Raw genomic sequence first — 21,143 nt, forward strand, 5'->3', positions numbered from 1 at the left:
GAATCCCTTTTACAACCTGCTTTCCTCCGCTGGTATTCCCAGATCAGGTACAAAGGGTTTAATTCTCAGCCCATCGGCTCCCCTAGCAGTTTATTATTTAGTTAAACAAAAAAACCGTTCTGAAAACGGAACGGGTAGATGGATACAGTAAAAATGACCATATCATCCACTTTCCTCCGCCGGTATCATCCGGATCAGGTTCAAAGGGTCCAGAATACTATTCCATCTCAGTCTGAAGAAGACTCCCCTAGTGGTACTTCGTATGTGATTAGTGTCATCATATCAGATAAAATGGAAAATGCAACCTTTACACATTTAATATGTACAGGTGACTGGATTAATCGAAGCTGTTCTTTTTTGTAGATAAGCTCATTTAAATATTTTGCACATAGCATAAGAAAAACTGTATGAAAGGAAGGGAATAGTGGGTAAATTACAAGACTATTTTGAATCCAATAACGGACGGTTAATTCATAAGTGGATGCATTATTTTGATATATATGAACGTCATTTTGAGAAGTTTATCGGCAAAGAAATTAATATTTTAGAAATTGGAGTTTCTCATGGCGGGTCACTTCAAATGTGGAAAGACTATTTTGGGGACAAAGCTACGATATTTGGACTAGATATTGACCCTGTCTGTAAATCATTTGAGGAGGAACAAATTAATATAATCATCGGTGATCAAGGGGATAGGGAGTTTTGGAAAACAATCAAACCTACTTTACCGAAATTCGACATAATTATCGACGACGGCGGTCATCACATGACTCAGTTAAAGACTACGTTCCAGGAGATGTTTCCTGAACTTTCTTCCCACGGGGTTTATTTTATAGAGGATTTGCACACGTGCTATTGGGAGGAATACGGAGGTGGACTTGGTAACCCTGATAACTTTATTGAATACTCAAAAAAAATGATTGATAATCTAAATGCTTGGCATTCGAGGGATCCTCATTTGTCAATAAATCAGTTCACCACATCCGTTTTTTCAATGAGTTATTATGATAGTGTTTTAGTAATCGAAAAGAAACCAATAGAATATCCATCTACTCAAATAACAGGGACTCTATCTTGGTAAGTTAGATGAGGCGTTAGGTTTTAGCAAATATTGAAGGAGTAGAACGTATTACAAAAGCAAAAGATATAAAAGATACATGATGAGAAGGTCGCCAATTGGCGGCCTTCTTCACGTTCTTCACAAATTCTAGATGGTTGTTATAAACACTAGTTAGGAACTTTAAAATGATAGGATGGAATTTACACCTTAAAAAGATAAGATATATGTTAGCAGATTAAGAGGATTAAATAAAAAAATGTCGAATATACTATCATGAAATTGAAGTAATGGAGGCGTCATTTTGAATACATACGAAATTAAAAATATTAATCCGACAGTGGAAGAATTCAAATATTTGTGTGAGTCTGTCGGTTGGAGTGACTTTATAAATTTTGAAGTGGTGGAAACATCACTAAAAAATTCGATTTACTGTGTCACGGTCAAAGAGGATGATCAAATAGTGGGCATGGGGAGAATTGTTGGAGATGGGGCTATCTATTTCTATATACAAGATATAGTGGTCCATCCAACCTATCAAAAAAATGGTATTGGAAAAGAAATAATGAATAAGTTGGTTGAGTATTTACATACTAATGCACCCGATAAAGCGTTTATCGGATTATTTGCCTCCCAAGGGAATGAGTCTTTTTATGAGAAATTTGACTTTAAAGATTATTCTCCTAATATGACGGGGATGTTTACAGTAATTTCAAAAAACAGCTAGATTTTAAGGGTTGCTGCGGCAGCCTTTTTCTTAGTGTGCCAGGCATGGCAACTATCTAGGTGGTGAAAGTCCACTGTGGGGGTAAACATCGACCAACCACTAAGGAAGCGCAAGGTACTTACCGTGAGGTAAGGGCTGGAGGAAGCGTGGAATAAAATCTTGGCTCGACGAACAGAAATCTGATACTAAGGCTCTACAAAGGGATAAGGCTCCTAAGCAAGTCAAAGTCCAAAAGATGTGCGTAACTTTGTAGAGTAAATCAGACGAGTGAAAGAGGAAAGATAGTTGTCTTACCCTGGGAGATCTTGCGGGTGTACAACTAGTACAGTCGAAAAAGGTTAGCCGCAAGAAGTCAGCAGAAGCCATAGTAATGAAGTCATTCATGAAGGGCTGAACAATTTATAGTGTTTCAACGCCACGAATGCATAAGTGACCTACTCCGAATGTGTTAATGGGGAAAGTATGAGCGTATCTCAAAGGATAACCAAAATGGAGCTATCACTTATTACGTGAGAGGAAAGGAGAAACGAGTGTGGAACTTTTAGAACAGATTCTAAGTAATCAAAATATGAATGAAGCCTACTTGCGTGTCTATAAAAATAAAGGTGCTAGTGGGGTCGATGGAATAACGGTCGATGAACTGAAGCAATATCTGAAAGAGAACAAAGATGAGCTACGTCAGCGCATCAGAACAAGAAAATACCAACCACAAGCTGCCTTAAGAGTGGAAATCCCAAAAGAAAATGGCAAGATGCGCAAGTTGGGAATACCAACAGTAGTGGATAGGGTAGTTCAACAAGCCATTCATCAAGTTCTCAGTCCGATATTTGAAAAGCAATTTAGTGAATACAGTTACGGCTTTAGACCGAAAAGAAGTTGTGAGATGGCAATTATTAAAAGCTTGGAATTTCTAAATGATGGACACGATTGGGTAGTTGACATTGACCTTGAAAGATTCTTCGATACCGTTCATCACGATAAACTGATGCGATTTATATCCAACACAATAAAAGACGGAGATGTCATCTCGTTAATCAGGAAATACTTAATCAGTGGAGTCATGATAAATGGAAAATATGAAGACACACCTGTCGGTACTCCGCAAGGAGGAAACCTCAGCCCATTATTGAGTAACATTATGTTAAACGAACTCGATAAGGAACTAGATAAAAGAGGACTAAGGTTCGTGAGGTACGCAGATGATGCCCTCATCTTTGTGAAAAGTGAAAAAGCAGCGACTCGAGTAATGAGTTCAATCGTGAGATTTATAGAAGAGAAATTAGGTCTTATAGTCAACGCAGAGAAGAGTAGAATTTCACGTCCAAAAGAACTAAAATTCTTAGGATTTGGGTATTATTACGACTCTAAAAACGAGATATACCGAGTGAAACCTCATTCAACCTCCATACAGAAATTCCAAAGGAAGCTTCGACAATTAACAAAGCGGAACTGGAGTATTTCGCTAGACTATCGAATATTGAAACTTAAACAAGTCATATTCGGGTGGGTAAACTACTTCAGAATCTCAAGTATGAAAGAAGCTATAAAGCGAATTGATATGAAGCTTCGCTCCAGAATTAGAGTCATCATCTGGAAGCAATGGAAAATCACAAGGAAACAAATCAAATCGTTAATTCAACTAGGGATACCCGAAGAAGAAGCGAAAGGACTAACGTTCTGTCGGAAAGGTTTCCGGTATATCGGATTATCGAAAGTTGTTCAAAGAGCAATTTCAAACAAAAGACTAAAGCAGAGGGGACTACCCTCTGCTTTAGAACATTATCTAAAAGTACACACTGTAATATAAATTGAACCGCCGTATACGGAACCGTATGTACGGTGGTGTGAGAGGGGCGAAAATAATTAAAATATTTTCCCTCTACTCGATTTTACCTAATAGAATATTAGCTCAATAGGGTTATGGTAAAATTAAGGTATTTAAATAAATAAAAATGAAGGAGGAAATACGCTGAAGAAGCTAATGATCCTAACATGTATTATTGTGGGGATGACTGCTTGTGGAAATGAAGATACAAAAGAGCAAAATCCAGAAAATAATGTTGAAACGAAAGAGTCAGATACAGTGAAAAATGAACCTGTTAATCCGAGTTCAAATGCGGCAAGTGGCAGTAAGACTGAAAAAGTGGATTTTCAAAGTATCATTCCAACAGATTGGGATATTAAGTTACCAGAGGGGGTTCCCGTAACCGAAGGAAAATATTTAACTGCAATCGCGGATTCTAAAAAAAATCTAGTAACCTTCAAATTTTATACAACAGACAAACAATTAGAGATAAACGATTCAAACATAAAAAAAATTGGCGATTTTGTCGGCCAATTAGTCATTACGAATTATCCAACGGTAAAATCAGCTAGTGAAGAAATAGATCAAACTGTATTTAGTGAGGGGAAAGCTGTAGATTTAGGGTTTGGTATAACTGGGTATCAAGATGCAGGAGCAGGCTCATTATTTACAAGTTGGAATGAAGGACGCTGGGCCATTATAGCACGTTCCGCAACAGAAAAGTCAGAAGAAAGTGCAGCGATAGCGAAAGAAACTGTGGAGTTTTTGGAATCCTATATGCTCCCGATTCCAAAACAATATGGATTTTTGCATATTGATGCAACACATAAAGGCAGCCTGGCAAAATGGCAAAAAGAAAACTATGTTTATACGCTTACGGATTTTGGTGACAACACCCTTAATTGGCTTGTAACTTTTGAATGAAATAACCTAAGACCGTCCAATCGACGGTCTTTATTATATGACGTCTCTAAATAGGGAGAAACAGAGTTTCGCTAGTGAAATAGTTTACAGGATTGGTCGAACTTGATTTTCTTCATATTCGACAGATACAAAGTGTAATAGCAGCTGGAATTTTAGTTATTCGACTTTAACGGTAATCTTATCTATAGCATTGTAACCATAGCCTTTTCTATTCCATAGGGGTTTCCCTGGTTGACGATTGCCTTCGGTATCGGTAGCTCTTGTTTTTATGGTGTACTCTCCTTTTTTCAAAGCGTTCCATGTATAAGTCCAACGAACCCAAGCATGTTTTTTAGGTGTGTTAGAAAGCTTGCATGGATCCCAAGTTTGACCACCATCCATACTTATTTCTACCGTGGCAATTTTTCCTTCGCCTGTCCAGGCTATTCCGTTTATTTTATAAATTCCAGTGTTCAATAATTGTCTATCTAGGGGGAATTGGATGGTTGAGTTAACGTTTATAGTCGTGACAGGAAATTTCCCACTATCGTTTTCTTGGTTTGGATAGTAAATGTAATCGACTGTTTGGAATGGGCCTTTAAATTCCTTTTCTATGACAACGATTTTCTTTATCCATTTTACAGACGCCATTCCATACCATCCGGGTACTATTAATCTAAGTGGGAACCCGTGTTTGAAGGATAAAGGGTGGTTATTATATTCATAGGCGATAATGGTATCTTCATCGAGAGCTTTTTCTATCGGCAGGCTTCGTGTGAAATTATATACGTTGTTAGAGTCAGTTCTTGGACCATTATCATACCCTTCAAAAACAATTTCTTTTGTATGATCGAGCATTCCTGCGTATTGTAATAATGTTCTCAGGGGTACGCCTTTCCAAATTCCTTGACTGATTGCACCTTTTCCCATTTGCTCCCCAAACACCTTTGGTTTGAAAAGTTCCCGCTTATCACCAGAACATTCTAAAACGACTTTAATGGTTTTTGATGGCATAGCGTAAATCTGTTCTAATGAAAAAACGGAAGGATTCTGTACATGCCCGTCGATTGGAAGAAAATAAAAGGATGATGAAAAAGCAGGGTAAGGAAAATGATTTCTTCTATAAAATAATTTATCAGATACCAGATCTTCAGCAACAAAATGAATAGGTGTTTCTTGATTTTCTGGTACCAACGTTTTAGTAATAAGATAAGGTTTAACTTTCTTTGAATCTGAATTTGTCAGATGAATACCTCCTTTAAAACGAAGTTGTTTTGTCATTTATATGTAAACGATGCGAAACAAATGCTTTCTTCAAGCATTGAACAAGGGTTTCATTACTTAAAGAGACGATTCAGATACTGAATCGTCTCTTTCGTATAATCACTGTTTTGTTTGCGCTTTTCTTGGTTTGCTTTTTTTGCTATTTTTGGTATTTCGGTATTGTGAAGGAGACATATTTGTTACGCGTTTAAATGACTGTGCAAAAAATGATTGAGAAGAAAATCCAGTAATGGCTGAGATATTAGATATTGGGTAGTTAGTAGTTTCCAATAATATCTTACTTTCTCGAATACGCATTTGGATGAGGTATTCAATCGGTGAAACACCAAAGGCCTTCTTGAATGAATGAGAAAGGTAATATTTGTTGATATGTCCAACTTCAGCTAAAGTATCTAAATTGATTTCTTCACGAAAATGCTGCTTAATATAATTTTTGATATAGGCCATGTCTTTACTGATTTTTTCAGAAGAAGTTTTCTCTAGGGAAAAGTTTTTTGTCCTCATCATTTTGAGTAGTACAATCTCTAAAATATTTTCAATAATTAACTCGTAATCTTCTTTTTGGTTTAGTACTTCTTTCATCAACTGCTGTAAAAAGAGTGTGATGTCATGTTCTTGTTTATAATTGAAAAATGAGACTTGTGATCCCGGGTCATCAGCTGCTGAAAAGGCAAGTCCTTGGATACCAAGAACAATATATTCGAGGGGATAATCCGAGCTGGACTTCTCTGTGTGCTCAATATTCGGGTTGATAACGATTAAATCATATTCTTTGATGGATACTTCTTTATTGGAGTAGATAAAGGTACCTTTTCCCTTGGTAATATACAAGAGTTCCGTAAAGTGATGCGTATGGTTGATGCTGTACCAGTCTTTTCCATATTTTGATTTGGTTACATAGAGAAGTTTTACTGGCAGATGGCCTCGTTTAGATGGTGGAATCTCATAGATCTCATTAGACAAATGAAGCCCTCCTTTATCAAGTAAGCTCTTTTCATTAAGTATAATTTTTTTAGTGAATTATTACAACGAAAGCAAGATATATAAAAAACAGAACAAGATGTATATTGTGGAAACGTTTTCTGATTACTATAATTTAGCTAGAAAGAGAAAAGAGGGGGACCAATAAGATGAAAAAGAAATTTTTGTTAACTGGTATAGTAGCCTTATTATCTGTTAGTTTACTGGCTTGTCAAAGTAGTAAAGTTGATGATTCTAGCAGTGGAAAAGCCTCCGGTGGAAAGGAAACTCTTCACGTAGCTGCATTGGAATCAGCATATGGTAAAGAAATGTGGACCAAAGTGATTGATGCTTATGAAGCAGCAAATCCGAAGATTGAAGTGGAATTGACGGTAGATAAGAATCTAGAAGAAGTGATAAGTCCGAATATGAAAGCAGGAAATTATCCGGATGTGGTTTTATTAGCTACTGGAAGAAAATTAGCACTAACAGAAACATTAATTAAAGACCAAGCTTTAGAGGATATTACCGATGTTCTAGAGATGAACGTTTTTAATGAGGAGGTCAAAGTTAAGGATAAATTAGTTCCTGGTTTTACTGATACCCTGGCAACAAATCCTTATGAAGATGGTAAAACGTATATGGCGCCGGCGTTCTATAGTCCAACTGGGCTGTTTTATAATGAAGGGTTGTTAAAAGAAAAAGGGTGGGAAGTACCGAAGACCTGGAATGAGATGTGGGACTTAGGGGAGAAAGCGAAGGCAGAAGGAATTTCCTTATTTACGTACCCTACAACCGGTTACTTCGATGCCTTTTTCTATTCCTTACTTTTCGAAGTAGGAGGACCCGAATTCTACAATAAAGCGATGAAATATGAAGATGGTATTTGGGAATCTGCAGAAGCAACGAAAGTATTTGAAATTATCGGAAAATTGGCGAAATATACAGAACCTACAACGGTTGCCAATGCCAATGACAAGGACTTTACAAAAAATCAACAATTGATTCTCGATAATAAGGCACTTTTCATGCCAAATGGGACATGGGTTGTTGGCGAAATGGGTGAAGCACCAAAAGCTGATGGTTTTGAATGGGGAATGACTGCTTTACCAGCAATTGAAGATGGTGGAGACCGTTACGCATTTACGTTCTTCGAACAAATATGGATTCCAGCAGCAGCTAAAAATAAACAAGCGGCTAAGGAGTTCATGACATATATGTATTCAGATGAAGCAGCTGCTATTTTTGCAGAAGCCGGTGCGATTCAGCCAATTGAAGGAATCTCTGAAAAACTAACGGGTGACAATAAACTTTTCTATAGTATATATGATTCAGGAGCAATAGCTGGTATGGGCGGCTTTGCAGCAACGGATTCTGTAGAGGGTGTCAGCATGGCAGATACGTTATTTGGTTCTATTAATAGCATTGTAACGGGTGATAAAAATGTAGATGACTGGAAAAAGGCAGTCGAAAATGTCAGTGATCAATTGCGCTCTGCATTAAAATAAACTAGTTTTATCGTTTTAAGTAGGATAACGGTGGGATCCCCCCACCGTTACATTCATTAGTTGAGGTGATTGTAATGAATAAAAAGAAAGAGAAAAGGATATTTATTTTTGTTTGTACAGCACCAGCAGTGATTTTATTATCCATCTTTATGATTGTACCTACAATTGAGGTATTTAGGATGTCTCTTTATAAGTGGGGAGGATTTTCTAATAATAAGGTGTTTGTTGGGTTAGATAATTTCAAAATTTTATGGAATGATATGAATTTTATTCGGGCACTGCAAAACAGTATTGTTTTAATTGTAATTGTTACACTCATCACCATGGTTGCAGCGATTTTATTTGCTACGTTGTTAACGAGAGAAAATATGAAGGGAAATAATTTTTTTCGAGTTATTTTCTATATCCCTAATATTTTGTCCATTGTGGTTATTGCTGGAATTTTCTCAGCCATTTACGATCCAACTACTGGATTGTTGAATAATCTTCTTGCGTTATTTAATCTAGAAAGTCTTCAGAAAATGTGGCTCGGCAATCAAAAGATAGCTATCTACAGCATAGGAGCAGCGTTGGTTTGGCAAGCGATTGGTTATTATATGGTGATGTACATGTCAAGTATAGCAAGTATTCCGGAAAGTTACTATGAGGCTTCTGCTTTGGAAGGAGCGGGACGATTCCAGCAATTTTTCAGCATTACGTTACCGTTGATTTGGAATAACATTCGAACCACATTAACCTTCTTCATAATCAGTACGATTAATTTAAGCTTTCTACTTGTCCAATCGATGACCGGCGGTGGGCCTGACGGATCGACAGAAGTTTTTTTAAGCTACATGTATAAGCAGGCATACACCAATTCTTCATACGGGTATGGTATGGCCATTGGAGTAGTGATTTTCCTATTTTCATTTGCGTTATCTGCGATTGTAAGCCGGATCACCAAACGAGAAGTGCTAGAGTTTTAAGGGGGTTTATGAACAATGAAAACAAAAAAAGGAATGAGTGCAGAAACAGCTTATCGGTTGTTTATCTATGTCGCACTAATTACATTAGCTATCTCGATAATTATCCCTGTAGCATGGGTTTTCTTAGCTTCAATAAAGCAAAACTCGGAATTTTACGGAAGTCCATGGGAGATGCCAAATGGGTTCTATTTTCAGAATTTTATAGATGCATTCCAAAAGGCAAACATGGGTACCTACATGTTAAACTCCGTCATGGTGACGGCTTTAGCCCTGATTATTTTATTGGTTGTTGCTCTTCCAGCTGCCTATGTATTGGCCAGATATACCTTTAGAGGAAGTAACTTCATGAATGGTTTGTTCAAAGCGGGATTATTTATCAATGTGAACTATATTGTCGTACCGATCTTCTTAATGTTATTAAACGGGGATACCTTCTTCCGAGAGCAATTTGGGGATGGTTTCTTATTAGACAATTTATTTGTGTTAGCAGTGGCATATGCTGCAACAGCATTACCTTTCACAATATATTTGTTATCCAGCTATTTTCAATCACTTCCTTCGAGTTATGAAGAAGCAGCGTTGGTTGATGGAGCCGGATATTTCAAAACCATGATTTTGATAATGATTCCGATGGCGAGACCAAGTATTATAGCCGTTATATTATTTAATTTTCTTTCCTTTTGGAATGAATACATAATTGCTTTAACCTTAATTCCAGGTCCCAATAAAACATTAACTGTTGGACTCATGAACTTAATGGCAGCACAAAAATCTGCTGCTAATTATGGTCAGATGTATGCAGGAATGGTACTGGTCATGCTGCCAACCTTGATTTTATACATACTAGTACAAAAGAAATTAACACAAGGAATGACCCTTGGTGGATTAAAGGACTAAGAATCGCCTGATAAAATCCGAAGGGAGGACGTATTCAATGAAGAGTAGTCTTATAGTTATTTTAAAGATTGTTATTTTTATTAGTTGTCTATCTTTAATTATTATTGGACAAAAAACAGTCGGTAAACTTGAATTAGGCATGATGTTATTGGGGTTAGCCGGACTCTTAGGGCTCCTTTACAATTACAATCGGAAATATGTATAAAAAGAATCAGAATCAATAGATTCCAGAATGGAGAGGCGTTTAGATGATTACTTATGATAAAAACAGTTGGAAGATTCGTAATGAAAAAATCTTCATCCTGTCAGCAGCCATTCACTATTTCCGTTTGCCTAAAGCTGAATGGAACGAAGTCTTAGACAAGGCAAAAGAAGGGGGATGCAATACCATTGAAACCTACATTCCATGGAATTTTCATGAAATGAATGAAGGTGAATGGGATTTCTCCGGCGATAAGGATGTAGCACACTTTTTTCAATTATGCGCTGACAAAGGATTGTACGTGATTGCAAGACCGGGCCCATACATTTGTGCGGAATGGGATTTTGGAGGACTACCATGGTGGCTCTCAACGAAAGAGGGAATTCAATATCGTTCCGCAGATTCTTTATTTTTAAACTATGTTGATAAATATTTTGATCAGGTCATACCCATTATTAGTGAATTTCAATTGACGAAAAAGGGAACCGTTATTATGGTCCAAATTGAAAATGAGTTCCAGGCATATGGAAAACCAGATAAAGTCTATATGGAATATTTGCGTGACGGTATGGCGGAAAGAGGTATTGAAGTACCTTTTGTTACCTGTTATGGAGCTGTTGATGGTGCTGTTGAGTTCCGTAATTTTTGGTCGGGTGCCGATCAAGCTGCGGATATATTAAACGAACGGTTTATTGATCAGCCAAAAGGGGTCATGGAATTTTGGATTGGTTGGTTTGAGCAGTGGGGAGGAAATAAAGCAGATCAAAAAACACCTGAGCAGCTTGAATTTGAGTGTTATCAGTTGTTGAGTAATGGATTCACTGCGATTAATTATTACATGTATTTTGGAGGGACTAATTTTGATCATTGGGGTGGGAGAACCGTTGGAGAACAGACTTTTTCTACGACCTCATACGATTATGATGCAGCCATTGATGAATACTTACAGCCGACAAGGAAGTATGAAATATTAAAACGATTTCATGCATTTGTAAACTGGCTGACCCCAGTTTTTACAAACACATATTTAACCGAAACAGAATTAAAGCTTCCTAGTATGTTAAAATCCCGAAGTGTTTTTAGTCCTCATGGTGAAGTACTATTTATTGAAAATAATCGTCATGAACGAGTTCAATCCCAGATGGTATTAGATGGCGTAATCGTTCCATTTACAATTGAAGCTAATGCCATATTACCAATTGTTCGTGATGTGAAAGTAGGGGAAAATTTCACAATAAAAACACTCACTGGGCAGACGACAGGCTTCGACGCCAAAATGGCCAATGTTTATCACGAAAATGGGCAATGTTCTTCTATGGTTTTGATTTTTCATAAAGAGGTGAATATTCACTGTCCACTGCCAAATCGTTTTGATATCGATGAAGATGGTCTCGTTACGTTTCATCTCTTTCATGGTAAGGTGCCGCAAACTGTTCAATTTACCTTTTTAGATGGTACCAGCTATTCTATTGAAGTTTCTTCAAGAGAATATTTGGAAAAGGCGGCTCCTCTTTTGGAAGAGAGCACAGCAAGCTATGTTTTACATTGGGAATCCGCTAACGAAAAACTGTGTTTTTTAAACGGAAACGTTAAGCTCACTGAAAAACCACTCGATTTCAGTCAGTTTGGTCAATTTAGTGGATATTTAGGTTATGAAAGTGAATTTCACTCAGAAGAAACGATTAATAAGACGGTGATTTTTACGAGAATTGAGGACCCAGTCATGGTCTTCTGCAATCAAAAATATATAGGTAAACTCAATAAAATTGGAGCGGCATCGATCGAGATCCCTCTTGAAAAAGGAAAAAACACGTTAACCTGCCTTGTCCAAAATATGGGGCGATTCAATTTTACTCAGGCTATTGGAGAACCAAAAGGGATGAGTGATTCTCCTGCTCTTAACGGACAATATCTCCCTTTACTTAAAGGATGGCAAGTGGATGGGTGTGGTATTGAGCATACCTTATTACAAATACCTGAAATTGAAGGGCGGATTGGTTTTCTTAAATCCTTCTTCAATGATGGCTATAACCGGGCTATTCTAGTTGGCGAAGGAGTTTCACGGGTCCAAGTAAATGGAAAAACAGTAAACATGCTTATGGAAAGCCAATCGGCCTGGTCAAGAAACAGTGCTGTCCATGGAGTGGCTGATATCAGTCATAGCTTAAAACATGGAGAAAATATAATAGACTTAGATGTTCAGAATATTTCTAGTATCAGTCGTTTTGATCTTTATTTATATAAAGAAGAGAACCAACTTAAACAGTGGAAAACAAAGTCATTTGCCCAACTGCAAGAGGAAAAGCAGTGGACAGCAGGAAATTCACAAACGATTTCTCCACGTTGGTATAAAAGTTATTTTGACTGGAAACCAGAAAACGGTCTCATTGTTAAAATTCAATTTGATCAGATGAGTAAAGGGTGTTTTTGGGTTAATGGACACTGCTTAGGTCGGTACTGGAACATTGGACCACAGGAGGAATATAAGATTCCAGCTTCATTGTTAGAAGAAAAAAATGAAATCGTTATTTTTGATGAAGATGGTGTAAGTCCAAATCAAGTCATTATTAGTTCGTATAAAACAAATGGCAATAGTATTTCTATAGGGGAGTAAAGAAAAGAAGTACTTGTTCATAAATGGACTCGACTAGGGGCGACGATACATGAAAAAGGCAATCGGCATTGATATTGGAGGAACGAAGATTGCAGCGGGAATTATTTCAGAATCAGGAGAATTGCTTACCCGCGCAGAAGTGAAAAGTGATCTCACCGGTCGTGAAAGAATGTTTGAGCAAGTTGTCAAAGCGGTTGAACAAGCTCTTGAAGGTTCGCAATTTTCTGATCTTGAAGGCATTGGTGTGGGAGTCCCAGGTAAAGTGGATCGCGATAAAGGAATCGCTGTTTTTCAAAACAATTTGCCGTGGAAGCAGTTTCCAATCTCATCCCGATTACTGGAGCAATTTGGTGTCGTCAAGTCAATAAAGATTGATAACGATGTGTATATGGCGGGTTTTGCCGAGTGGAAAGCAGCACAAGGAGGAACAAATGAGACCTTTGTCTATGTGACAATCAGTACAGGAATCGCATGTTCAATCATCCATCATGGCTCCTTTTTTAGAGGAGCAGGTTTTGCGGGGGAACTGGGCCTGATTCCTGTTCTTTCAAAGAAAGGGAATCAACGGCTAGAAACTATCTCTGCTGGTCCAGGGATCCAGAATATAGCAGGTATACCAACCAAAGAAGTCTTTAGTGGATACTTAAATGGTTCACAGGACTATCAGTTCATCATCGATGAGGTTACAGGTCATTTAGCACAAGGACTCTATTCTATTTCTTGTTTAATCGATCCGCATAGAATGGTTTTCGGCGGCAGTGTCATTCAAAACAATCCATTTTTACTGGAGTTAATTAAAGAGAAACTTAAAAACTATCAGCTTCCAGAACAGCAGCATTTCTTAGAACAGATGAGCATTAGTACATTAGCTCAGAATAATGGTGTTATTGGTGCCGGATTACGAGTATTCGAAAGAATCTAAAGAGGAGTGGTCAGAGGTGTTTACGTTAAGTCAAGAAAAACTAGTACTCTTAGGTGCATCTATTACAACGGAAGAAATTAAGCAGCAGCCAGATTTATGGGCTGAAACGTTTGATTTATACACCGAGAAAAGCAAAGAAATAGAAGAGTTCTTTCTAAAACTATCAACTAAACACAATCGAGTTCGAGTCATTTTCACAGGTGCCGGAACGTCTGCCTATGTTGGTGAGACGATTCTGCCTTACCTAAAAGAAACATGTGATGAAAAACAATGGGAATTGCACAGTATTCCAACTACGACCTTGGTATCCAATCCTAATCAATTTCTTAAAGCAGATATTCCTACCTTACTCGTTTCGTTTGCCAGAAGCGGGAACAGTCCGGAAAGTGTTGGAGCTGTAAAACTAGCTGAGCAAATCATAACCGATTTGTATAAGCTGACGATTACCTGTGCTAAGGATGGTCAATTAGCCAAACAAAGTGTAAGTGATCAAAAGAGTTTTTTACTATTGATGCCTGAATTATCGAATGATCAGGGATTTGCAATGACTGGAAGCTATACGTGTATGACCTTAACGGCTTTACTTACCTTTGATACCTTAGCGATTGAGGGGAAATCAACAATCGTAAAAATGATTCGGAAAATGGGTGAAAGTGTCATTCAAAGGGAAACTGTCATTCAAGAGATCATTGACCGGGATTTTAATCGAATTATATACCTGGGTTCAGGTTGTTTTGAAGGATTAGCTCGAGAGGCCCAATTGAAAATATTAGAGCTGACAGCTGGGAAAATTGTCACCGCGTTTGATTCGCCGATGGGATTCCGACATGGACCTAAATCATTTATGGACGAAAACTCAGTGGTCTTTGTATTCGTTTCTAACCATCCTTATACACGTCAATATGATTTAGATTTATTAAAAGAAATAAAGCAGGATAATATTGCTGTCAATGTTTGTGCTATCGAGGTAGAAGGAGAAACCAATTACGATGGGAACAAGTTTGTTTTTGACAGCGAATTTCAAACCGTTCCGGATGCATACTTAGCCTTACCTTTTCTCATGATTGGGCAAATCGTTTCACTACTTGCATCGGTCAAAGTCGGTAATACACCTGATACGCCTTCGCCAACAGGAACGGTGAATCGTGTGGTTAAAGGCGTAAACATCTATGAATACGAATAAAGGCTGTAAGTCTTCATATATTTTTGCTGATAAGTTTTTCCTAGAAGGGAAGGTTGAAGGTTCAGGATTTCTGGAAATTAATGAGGGAAGATTTGTTGGCTTTTCTGAAAACCTGTCCGAGAAAGAGGCTGAAATCATTAATTATGCGGGCCATTGGATCGCTCCAGGATTAGTAGATACTCATATTCATGGATTTCAAAATCACGACATTATGGACAACGATGTTACAGGATTGAATAAGATATCGGAAGGACTTCTTTCCTGCGGAGTTACTTCGTTTTTACCAACGACTTTAACATCCTCAACAGAAGTGTTGAATCGCGTTGTTGAAATGATTGGTGCTAATTATAAGGAAGTCCGTGGAGCTAAAATTATTGGAATCTTTTTGGAAGGGCCATTTTTTACGGAAAAACATAAAGGGGCGCAAAATCCGAACTACTTTTGTGATCCATCCATTGATTTATTGAAGAACTGGCAGAAGTTATCCAATTATTCTATTGAAAAAATAGCCATTGCGCCCGAGAGAAAAGGGACAGCTGAATTTATTGAATATGCGGTAAGAGACAAGATTGCAGTGGCTCTAGCCCATAGTGATGCTACATATGAAGAAGCAAAGCAGGCGGTTGAAAAAGGGGCATCTATTTTTGTTCATACCTTTAATGGAATGAGTCCATTGCACCATCGGGAGCCGGGAATGGTTGGTGCTGCGATGAATTTAAAAAATGTTTTTACAGAAATCATTTGTGATGGATATCATGTACACCCTGTTGCCGCAAATATTTTAATGGATACCCGCGGCAGAGACCAAACTGTTTTGGTGACCGATTGCATGATGGCTGGGGGAATGCCGGAAGGAAGCTATCGCCTAGGTGAAATCCCAGTAGAGGTGAAAGAAGGGGCTGCCCGCATTGAAGGCGGCAGTTTATCAGGAAGTATTTTACAATTAAAGAATGCCGTCCAAAATACCGTTAAATGGGGAATTGCCACGCCAGAGGAAGCAATCTATATGGCGAGTACTGCACCAGCGAAAAGTATTGGGAAGGATGACGAATGCGGGAAGATTGCCAAAGGGTACGCGGCTGACTTTATTGTTTTGAATCCTGATATGGATTTAATTGCAACTTATCTTAATGGTACTTGTCGTTATCATATAAAGGAAGAGGAGGTACGATGACTTCTGAATGTCATCATACATTCTTCGAGTAACAAAAACAGATTTTTAGATAAATTATCTTTTGCCAAAATCTCATCAGTAGCAACGTCATACATAAAGAACCATCCAATGGTTACGGAAGGATATAAGAAGGTTAGATTGGTTCTGAAAATAAAAGTAGATTGATTGGGGGATTTATCATGCTGGATTTGACCAAAGGTAAGTTTGCCGCTTTAAAACGCTTGTCTGATGACAATCATATTATCGGAGCTCTAGCGATTGACCAACGTGGATCACTAAAAAAAATGATTGCGTCGGGTAGTACGAATGAAGTTGGAGATGAGGGGATTATCCGTTTCAAAGAATTGGTTTCTGAAGAATTAACTCCTTATTCAACTGCTATTCTATTAGATCCAGAATACGGACTGCCAGCTGCAAAAGTCCGCAGTAAGGATGCTGGTTTATTAATTGCTTATGAAAAGACCGGTTATGATTCCACGACTGTGGGGCGTCTGCCTGATTTATTACCAGAGTGGTCCGTAAAACGAATTAAAGAAGCTGGTGCCGATGCTGTGAAATTTCTACTGTATTATGATGTCGATGAAGATGTGAAAATTAATGAGTATAAACATGTTTTTATGGAACGGGTAGGTTCTGAATGTGCTGCTGAGGATATTCCCTTTTTCTTAGAAATTGTCTCTTATGATGCCAACATTGAGGATGTTAACAGTAAAGAGTATGCCAGAGTGAAGCCACATAAGGTGATTGAGGCAATAAAAGTATTTTCCAGATTAGAGTTTAAGGTAGATGTTTTAAAAGTTGAAGTGCCGGTGAATATGAATTATGTTGATGGGTATACGGATAGTGAAACGGTCTATAGTCAAGAAGAAGCGGCTGGCTATTTCAAGGAGCAAAGTGAGGCTACCGAGCTGCCATTTATTTTTTTAAGTGCGGGGGTAAGTGCTGAATTATTTCAAGAGACCTTGAAATTTGCTAAACAATCAGGTTCCAGCTTTAATGGTGTGTTATGCGGGCGTGCAACTTGGAAAGATGGTGTTGCTCCATTTGCTTTCAGCGGCGAACAGGCGGGACGAGAATGGTTACAAGCTGTTGGCCAAAAGAATATTGAAGAACTAAATGTCGTTTTGAAAGAATCAGCCAGTTCTTGGTTCGAAAAGGTTAAAAACAGAAATCCTTTCGTTTCATCTTAAGGAGCTAGTGGGGACAATAGGCAAGGGTAAAAGGGAACCCTTGCCTTTTTTCTGTTCAATACGTATTAAGTATGTTATTCACTTTATTTATATGGATAACTTTGGTAATATTTAATTTGAGATGTAAAGAGAGGGGAATTTAAATTACGCATGTGGATTACTTTGAAATGATTAGTAGTAATTGGATAGAGTGACAAGGCGATTCTTTATAATGAAGGATTCGTTAATTTGTCTATCTTAAATCATTCGAGGGATTCATGGTGTGGAAAATTTAGTTCCCATTACCAAGCAGATACCTTTGTCTATCTGTTTGGATTTATGGGTAAAAATACATCACTTTTGACACAATCATAGAGTCCCTATATTGGGGGAGTTATTAATGAAAAATCAGAACGAAAACGAAGAGGTATTAACTGGAGGAAATGTCTCAAACGTAATTCGTTTAGGAGAGACAGTTCGACGTGAAGTAAAGCCTGAAAGTGTTAAAATCCATAAACTATTGAAACATATAGAAGCTAAAGAGTTTACTAACGCACCGAAGTTTTTGGGGTTTGATGACAAAAACAGAGAGATTTTATCATTTATTAAAGGAGAAGCTGGGAATTATCCTTTAAAGAAGTATATGTGGTCTAATGAAGCTTTAAAAGAAATAGCGAAAATGCTTCGTCTTTATCATCGTGCTGTGAGTGATTTTCCAATTGAAGATAGTTGGACGCCAATCGACAACACCCCTCAGCCCTTTGAGGTAGTATGTCATAATGATTTTGCCATCTATAACATTATATTTAATCAAGAAAAGCCAGTGGGGATCATTGATTTTGATCTTGCTGCTCCTGGTCCAAGACTTTGGGATATTGTCTATACTCTTTATACGTGCGTTCCTTTAAGTAGACTTTATCATACTGATTCGGGTGAGACTGTTTATTATGAACCAGTAAAGGATGCTGACCGTATAAAACAAAGGGTTACATTATTTTTTGAATCTTATGGAGTTGAGGGATTAGAAAAAGGTTTTTTAGACATGGTGTTGCTACGAGTAGATGCATTATGTAAAACGATGCAAAGGAAAGCTGAAGAAGGCGATTTAGCCTTTCGAAAAATGATCGATGAAGGGCATGTTGAACATTATCAAAAGGACCTTCAATTCATTCGGGAACACGGAAAAGAATGGGTTTAAAATGGTTTTGAACTAACTAATAGTCATCACAAACCGAGAATCCTAGCTGCCTTTTTGGCAGCTTTTCTTAGTGTGCCAGGCATGGCAACTATCTAGGTGGTGAAAGTCCACTGTGGGGGTAAACATCGACCAACCACTAAGGAAGCGCAAGGTACTTACCGTGAGGTAAGGGCTGGAGGAAGCGTGGAATAAAATCTTGGCTCGACGAACAGAAATCTGATACTAAGGCTCTACAAAGGGATAAGGCTCCTAAGCAAGTCAAAGTCCAAAAGATGTGCGTAACTTTGTAGAGTAAATCAGACGAGTGAAAGAGGAAAGATAGTTGTCTTACCCTGGGAGATCTTGCGGGTGTACAACTAGTACAGTCGAAAAAGGTTAGCCGCAAGAAGTCAGCAGAAGCCATAGTAATGAAGTCATTCATGAAGGGCTGAACAATTTATAGTGTTTCAACGCCACGAATGCATAAGTGACCTACTCCGAATGTGTTAATGGGGAAAGTATGAGCGTATCTCAAAGGATAACCAAAATGGAGCTATCACTTATTACGTGAGAGGAAAGGAGAAACGAGTGTGGAACTTTTAGAACAGATTCTAAGTAATCAAAATATGAATGAAGCCTACTTGCGTGTCTATAAAAATAAAGGTGCTAGTGGGGTCGATGGAATAACGGTCGATGAACTGAAGCAATATCTGAAAGAGAACAAAGATGAGCTACGTCAGCGCATCAGAACAAGAAAATACCAACCACAAGCTGCCTTAAGAGTGGAAATCCCAAAAGAAAATGGCAAGATGCGCAAGTTGGGAATACCAACAGTAGTGGATAGGGTAGTTCAACAAGCCATTCATCAAGTTCTCAGTCCGATATTTGAAAAGCAATTTAGTGAATACAGTTACGGCTTTAGACCGAAAAGAAGTTGTGAGATGGCAATTATTAAAAGCTTGGAATTTCTAAATGATGGACACGATTGGGTAGTTGACATTGACCTTGAAAGATTCTTCGATACCGTTCATCACGATAAACTGATGCGATTTATATCCAACACAATAAAAGACGGAGATGTCATCTCGTTAATCAGGAAATACTTAATCAGTGGAGTCATGATAAATGGAAAATATGAAGACACACCTGTCGGTACTCCGCAAGGAGGAAACCTCAGCCCATTATTGAGTAACATTATGTTAAACGAACTCGATAAGGAACTAGATAAAAGAGGACTAAGGTTCGTGAGGTACGCAGATGATGCCCTCATCTTTGTGAAAAGTGAAAAAGCAGCGACTCGAGTAATGAGTTCAATCGTGAGATTTATAGAAGAGAAATTAGGTCTTATAGTCAACGCAGAGAAGAGTAGAATTTCACGTCCAAAAGAACTAAAATTCTTAGGATTTGGGTATTATTACGACTCTAAAAACGAGATATACCGAGTGAAACCTCATTCAACCTCCATACAGAAATTCCAAAGGAAGCTTCGACAATTAACAAAGCGGAACTGGAGTATTTCGCTAGACTATCGAATATTGAAACTTAAACAAGTCATATTCGGGTGGGTAAACTACTTCAGAATCTCAAGTATGAAAGAAGCTATAAAGCGAATTGATATGAAGCTTCGCTCCAGAATTAGAGTCATCATCTGGAAGCAATGGAAAATCACAAGGAAACAAATCAAATCGTTAATTCAACTAGGGATACCCGAAGAAGAAGCGAAAGGACTAACGTTCTGTCGGAAAGGTTTCCGGTATATCGGATTATCGAAAGTTGTTCAAAGAGCAATTTCAAACAAAAGACTAAAGCAGAGGGGACTACCCTCTGCTTTAGAACATTATCTAAAAGTACACACTGTAATATAAATTGAACCGCCGTATACGGAACCGTATGTACGGTGGTGTGAGAGGGGCGAAAATAATTAAAATATTTTCCCTCTACTCGATTTTTTTTAAACGCTTAGGAGAGAATGTGAAATCTACACTTATTATCATATGAGGAAATTCTATGAGTGGGAAAATAACGATTGCGGAAGGTCTTCAAAAACATTTACCTGGAATACTATTGGTTTCTCAGGATGTTGTTTGTCGTGAAATATTGAAGGTTCACGATAGAGAAGGTAACCTTTAATTGATTGATTCGTCAAATCGCAGAATATGTGAATTTGTCTTTGAGGAAACAGTGAATAGGTCACAACTTCAGTTCTAAAAGATGGAATGCGGAGAAGATTTTTTACGTGCCTGGTGGAATCCAAACGATTACCTTGGCTTGGATGGTGAAACTAAACTGACTAATGATTCTGTCACAGAATCATGTTGTGAAACTGGTTTTAAATCAATTGAAAACAGATGAATCTCATGGTTTGAAGGTAAAGTCAACAGATTAAAAGTGAAGTGTACGGAAAATATAGAAACGAAATTAAATAATACTTTTAAAATTATTTGGATTTATAAATATAAGAAATGAAAGGGAATATCAAAACGGACATGATTTCATCTGAAATTATGTCCGTTTTTATTTTATATATGAAGTTATGCATTGAAGATAACGAATTTGTTGATAATCGTCCACTCTTAACATCAGCCAGATTCATAGTA

Annotated in this window: 19 protein-coding genes and 2 riboswitches; of the genes, 17 read left to right on the forward strand and 2 right to left on the reverse strand. The window is 37.8% G+C overall.

Going from position 1 to position 21,143, the window contains the following annotated elements; all coding sequences use genetic code 11:
- Positions 1–4 precede the first annotated feature (4 nt).
- Positions 5–94, reverse strand: a riboswitch (TPP riboswitch).
- 60 nt (positions 95–154) lie between these two features.
- Positions 155–259, reverse strand: a riboswitch (TPP riboswitch).
- A 165-nt stretch (positions 260–424) separates the two neighbouring features.
- From MHI18_RS20440 to MHI18_RS20455, 4 genes are all read left to right on the forward strand, one after another.
- Positions 425–1,081: a class I SAM-dependent methyltransferase gene (locus MHI18_RS20440; RefSeq protein ID WP_340850143.1), complete on the forward strand. Its 657-nt coding sequence runs from the start codon at positions 425–427 to the stop codon at positions 1,079–1,081.
- A 280-nt stretch (positions 1,082–1,361) separates the two neighbouring features.
- The gene (locus tag MHI18_RS20445) at positions 1,362–1,784 is read left to right on the forward strand and encodes a GNAT family N-acetyltransferase (protein ID WP_340850144.1); all 423 of its coding nucleotides are present in this window, start codon (positions 1,362–1,364) and stop codon (positions 1,782–1,784) included.
- A 532-nt stretch (positions 1,785–2,316) separates the two neighbouring features.
- Positions 2,317–3,591 carry a group II intron reverse transcriptase/maturase gene (gene ltrA, locus MHI18_RS20450; RefSeq protein ID WP_340850145.1) on the forward strand — a complete coding sequence of 425 codons (1,275 nt, stop codon included), beginning with the start codon at positions 2,317–2,319 and terminating at the stop codon, positions 3,589–3,591.
- Between the two features lie 174 nt (positions 3,592–3,765).
- On the forward strand, positions 3,766–4,512 hold the full coding sequence (locus MHI18_RS20455) for a hypothetical protein (RefSeq protein ID WP_340850147.1): 747 nt from the start codon (positions 3,766–3,768) through the stop codon (positions 4,510–4,512).
- 156 nt (positions 4,513–4,668) lie between these two features.
- Here the strand turns inward: MHI18_RS20455 and MHI18_RS20460 are convergent, their stop codons facing one another.
- Together MHI18_RS20460 and MHI18_RS20465 are read right to left on the reverse strand one after the other, a co-directional pair.
- On the reverse strand, positions 4,669–5,772 hold the full coding sequence (locus tag MHI18_RS20460) for a sulfite oxidase (RefSeq protein ID WP_340850148.1): 1,104 nt from the start codon (positions 5,770–5,772) through the stop codon (positions 4,669–4,671).
- Positions 5,773–5,874: 102 nt separating this feature from the next.
- Positions 5,875–6,738, reverse strand: a complete 864-nt coding sequence (locus MHI18_RS20465) for an AraC family transcriptional regulator (protein WP_340850149.1) — start codon at positions 6,736–6,738, stop codon at positions 5,875–5,877.
- Between the two features lie 167 nt (positions 6,739–6,905).
- Between MHI18_RS20465 and MHI18_RS20470 the strand changes: the two genes are divergently transcribed.
- The 13 genes from MHI18_RS20470 (at position 6,906) to MHI18_RS22175 (ending at position 20,898) form a co-directional block, all read left to right on the forward strand.
- Positions 6,906–8,243 (forward strand): carbohydrate ABC transporter substrate-binding protein, encoded by a 1,338-nt coding sequence (locus tag MHI18_RS20470; protein WP_340850150.1) that lies wholly within the window; start codon positions 6,906–6,908, stop codon positions 8,241–8,243.
- Positions 8,244–8,317: 74 nt separating this feature from the next.
- Positions 8,318–9,208, forward strand: a complete 891-nt coding sequence (locus MHI18_RS20475; RefSeq protein ID WP_340850151.1) for a carbohydrate ABC transporter permease — start codon at positions 8,318–8,320, stop codon at positions 9,206–9,208.
- Between the two features lie 15 nt (positions 9,209–9,223).
- On the forward strand, positions 9,224–10,105 hold the full coding sequence (locus MHI18_RS20480) for a carbohydrate ABC transporter permease (protein WP_340850153.1): 882 nt from the start codon (positions 9,224–9,226) through the stop codon (positions 10,103–10,105).
- 37 nt (positions 10,106–10,142) lie between these two features.
- Positions 10,143–10,310, forward strand: a complete 168-nt coding sequence (locus MHI18_RS20485) for a DUF6903 family protein (protein ID WP_340850154.1) — start codon at positions 10,143–10,145, stop codon at positions 10,308–10,310.
- Between the two features lie 43 nt (positions 10,311–10,353).
- Positions 10,354–12,921, forward strand: coding sequence for a beta-galactosidase (locus MHI18_RS20490; RefSeq protein ID WP_340850156.1), 2,568 nt, complete (start codon positions 10,354–10,356; stop codon positions 12,919–12,921).
- A 49-nt stretch (positions 12,922–12,970) separates the two neighbouring features.
- A complete protein-coding gene (locus tag MHI18_RS20495; RefSeq protein WP_340850158.1) occupies positions 12,971–13,843 on the forward strand; it encodes an ROK family protein in 873 nt (290 codons plus the stop codon).
- Between the two features lie 16 nt (positions 13,844–13,859).
- Positions 13,860–15,026, forward strand: coding sequence for an SIS domain-containing protein (locus MHI18_RS20500; protein WP_340850160.1), 1,167 nt, complete (start codon positions 13,860–13,862; stop codon positions 15,024–15,026).
- A complete protein-coding gene (gene nagA / locus MHI18_RS20505) occupies positions 15,013–16,200 on the forward strand; it encodes an N-acetylglucosamine-6-phosphate deacetylase (RefSeq protein ID WP_340850162.1) in 1,188 nt (395 codons plus the stop codon). Before MHI18_RS20500 ends, nagA begins: the two co-directional genes overlap by 14 nt.
- Before the next feature lie 179 nt (positions 16,201–16,379).
- A complete protein-coding gene (gene lacD / locus MHI18_RS20510) occupies positions 16,380–17,390 on the forward strand; it encodes a tagatose-bisphosphate aldolase (RefSeq protein ID WP_340850164.1) in 1,011 nt (336 codons plus the stop codon).
- 379 nt (positions 17,391–17,769) lie between these two features.
- A complete protein-coding gene (locus tag MHI18_RS20515; protein WP_340850167.1) occupies positions 17,770–18,567 on the forward strand; it encodes a phosphotransferase in 798 nt (265 codons plus the stop codon).
- Between the two features lie 569 nt (positions 18,568–19,136).
- Positions 19,137–20,411 (forward strand): group II intron reverse transcriptase/maturase, encoded by a 1,275-nt coding sequence (gene ltrA / locus MHI18_RS20520; RefSeq protein WP_340850145.1) that lies wholly within the window; start codon positions 19,137–19,139, stop codon positions 20,409–20,411.
- A gap of 142 nt (positions 20,412–20,553) precedes the next feature.
- On the forward strand, positions 20,554–20,676 hold the full coding sequence (locus MHI18_RS22170) for a hypothetical protein (RefSeq protein ID WP_445670031.1): 123 nt from the start codon (positions 20,554–20,556) through the stop codon (positions 20,674–20,676).
- 81 nt (positions 20,677–20,757) lie between these two features.
- Positions 20,758–20,898, forward strand: a complete 141-nt coding sequence (locus tag MHI18_RS22175) for a hypothetical protein (RefSeq protein ID WP_445670032.1) — start codon at positions 20,758–20,760, stop codon at positions 20,896–20,898.
- The last annotated feature ends 245 nt before the right edge of the window (positions 20,899–21,143 follow it).

The sequence above is a fragment of the Peribacillus sp. FSL H8-0477 genome, from assembly GCF_038002765.1.
In the GTDB taxonomy this organism is placed as follows: Bacteria; Bacillota; Bacilli; order Bacillales; family DSM-1321; genus Peribacillus.

Coding starts and splice junctions, on each gene's coding strand:
- MHI18_RS20470 (WP_340850150.1), top strand. CDS start 6,906: ATGAAAAAGAAATTTTTGTTAACTGGTATAGTAGCCTTATTATCTGTT.
- lacD (WP_340850164.1), top strand. CDS start 16,380: ATGCTGGATTTGACCAAAGGTAAGTTTGCCGCTTTAAAACGCTTGTCT.
- MHI18_RS20490 (WP_340850156.1), top strand. CDS start 10,354: ATGATTACTTATGATAAAAACAGTTGGAAGATTCGTAATGAAAAAATC.
- MHI18_RS20460 (WP_340850148.1), bottom strand. CDS start 5,772: ATGACAAAACAACTTCGTTTTAAAGGAGGTATTCATCTGACAAATTCA.
- nagA (WP_340850162.1), top strand. CDS start 15,013: ATGAATACGAATAAAGGCTGTAAGTCTTCATATATTTTTGCTGATAAG.
- MHI18_RS22170 (WP_445670031.1), top strand. CDS start 20,554: ATGAGTGGGAAAATAACGATTGCGGAAGGTCTTCAAAAACATTTACCT.
- MHI18_RS20475 (WP_340850151.1), top strand. CDS start 8,318: ATGAATAAAAAGAAAGAGAAAAGGATATTTATTTTTGTTTGTACAGCA.
- MHI18_RS20485 (WP_340850154.1), top strand. CDS start 10,143: ATGAAGAGTAGTCTTATAGTTATTTTAAAGATTGTTATTTTTATTAGT.
- MHI18_RS20515 (WP_340850167.1), top strand. CDS start 17,770: ATGAAAAATCAGAACGAAAACGAAGAGGTATTAACTGGAGGAAATGTC.
- MHI18_RS20480 (WP_340850153.1), top strand. CDS start 9,224: ATGAAAACAAAAAAAGGAATGAGTGCAGAAACAGCTTATCGGTTGTTT.
- MHI18_RS20495 (WP_340850158.1), top strand. CDS start 12,971: ATGAAAAAGGCAATCGGCATTGATATTGGAGGAACGAAGATTGCAGCG.
- MHI18_RS22175 (WP_445670032.1), top strand. CDS start 20,758: ATGGAATGCGGAGAAGATTTTTTACGTGCCTGGTGGAATCCAAACGAT.
- MHI18_RS20455 (WP_340850147.1), top strand. CDS start 3,766: ATGATCCTAACATGTATTATTGTGGGGATGACTGCTTGTGGAAATGAA.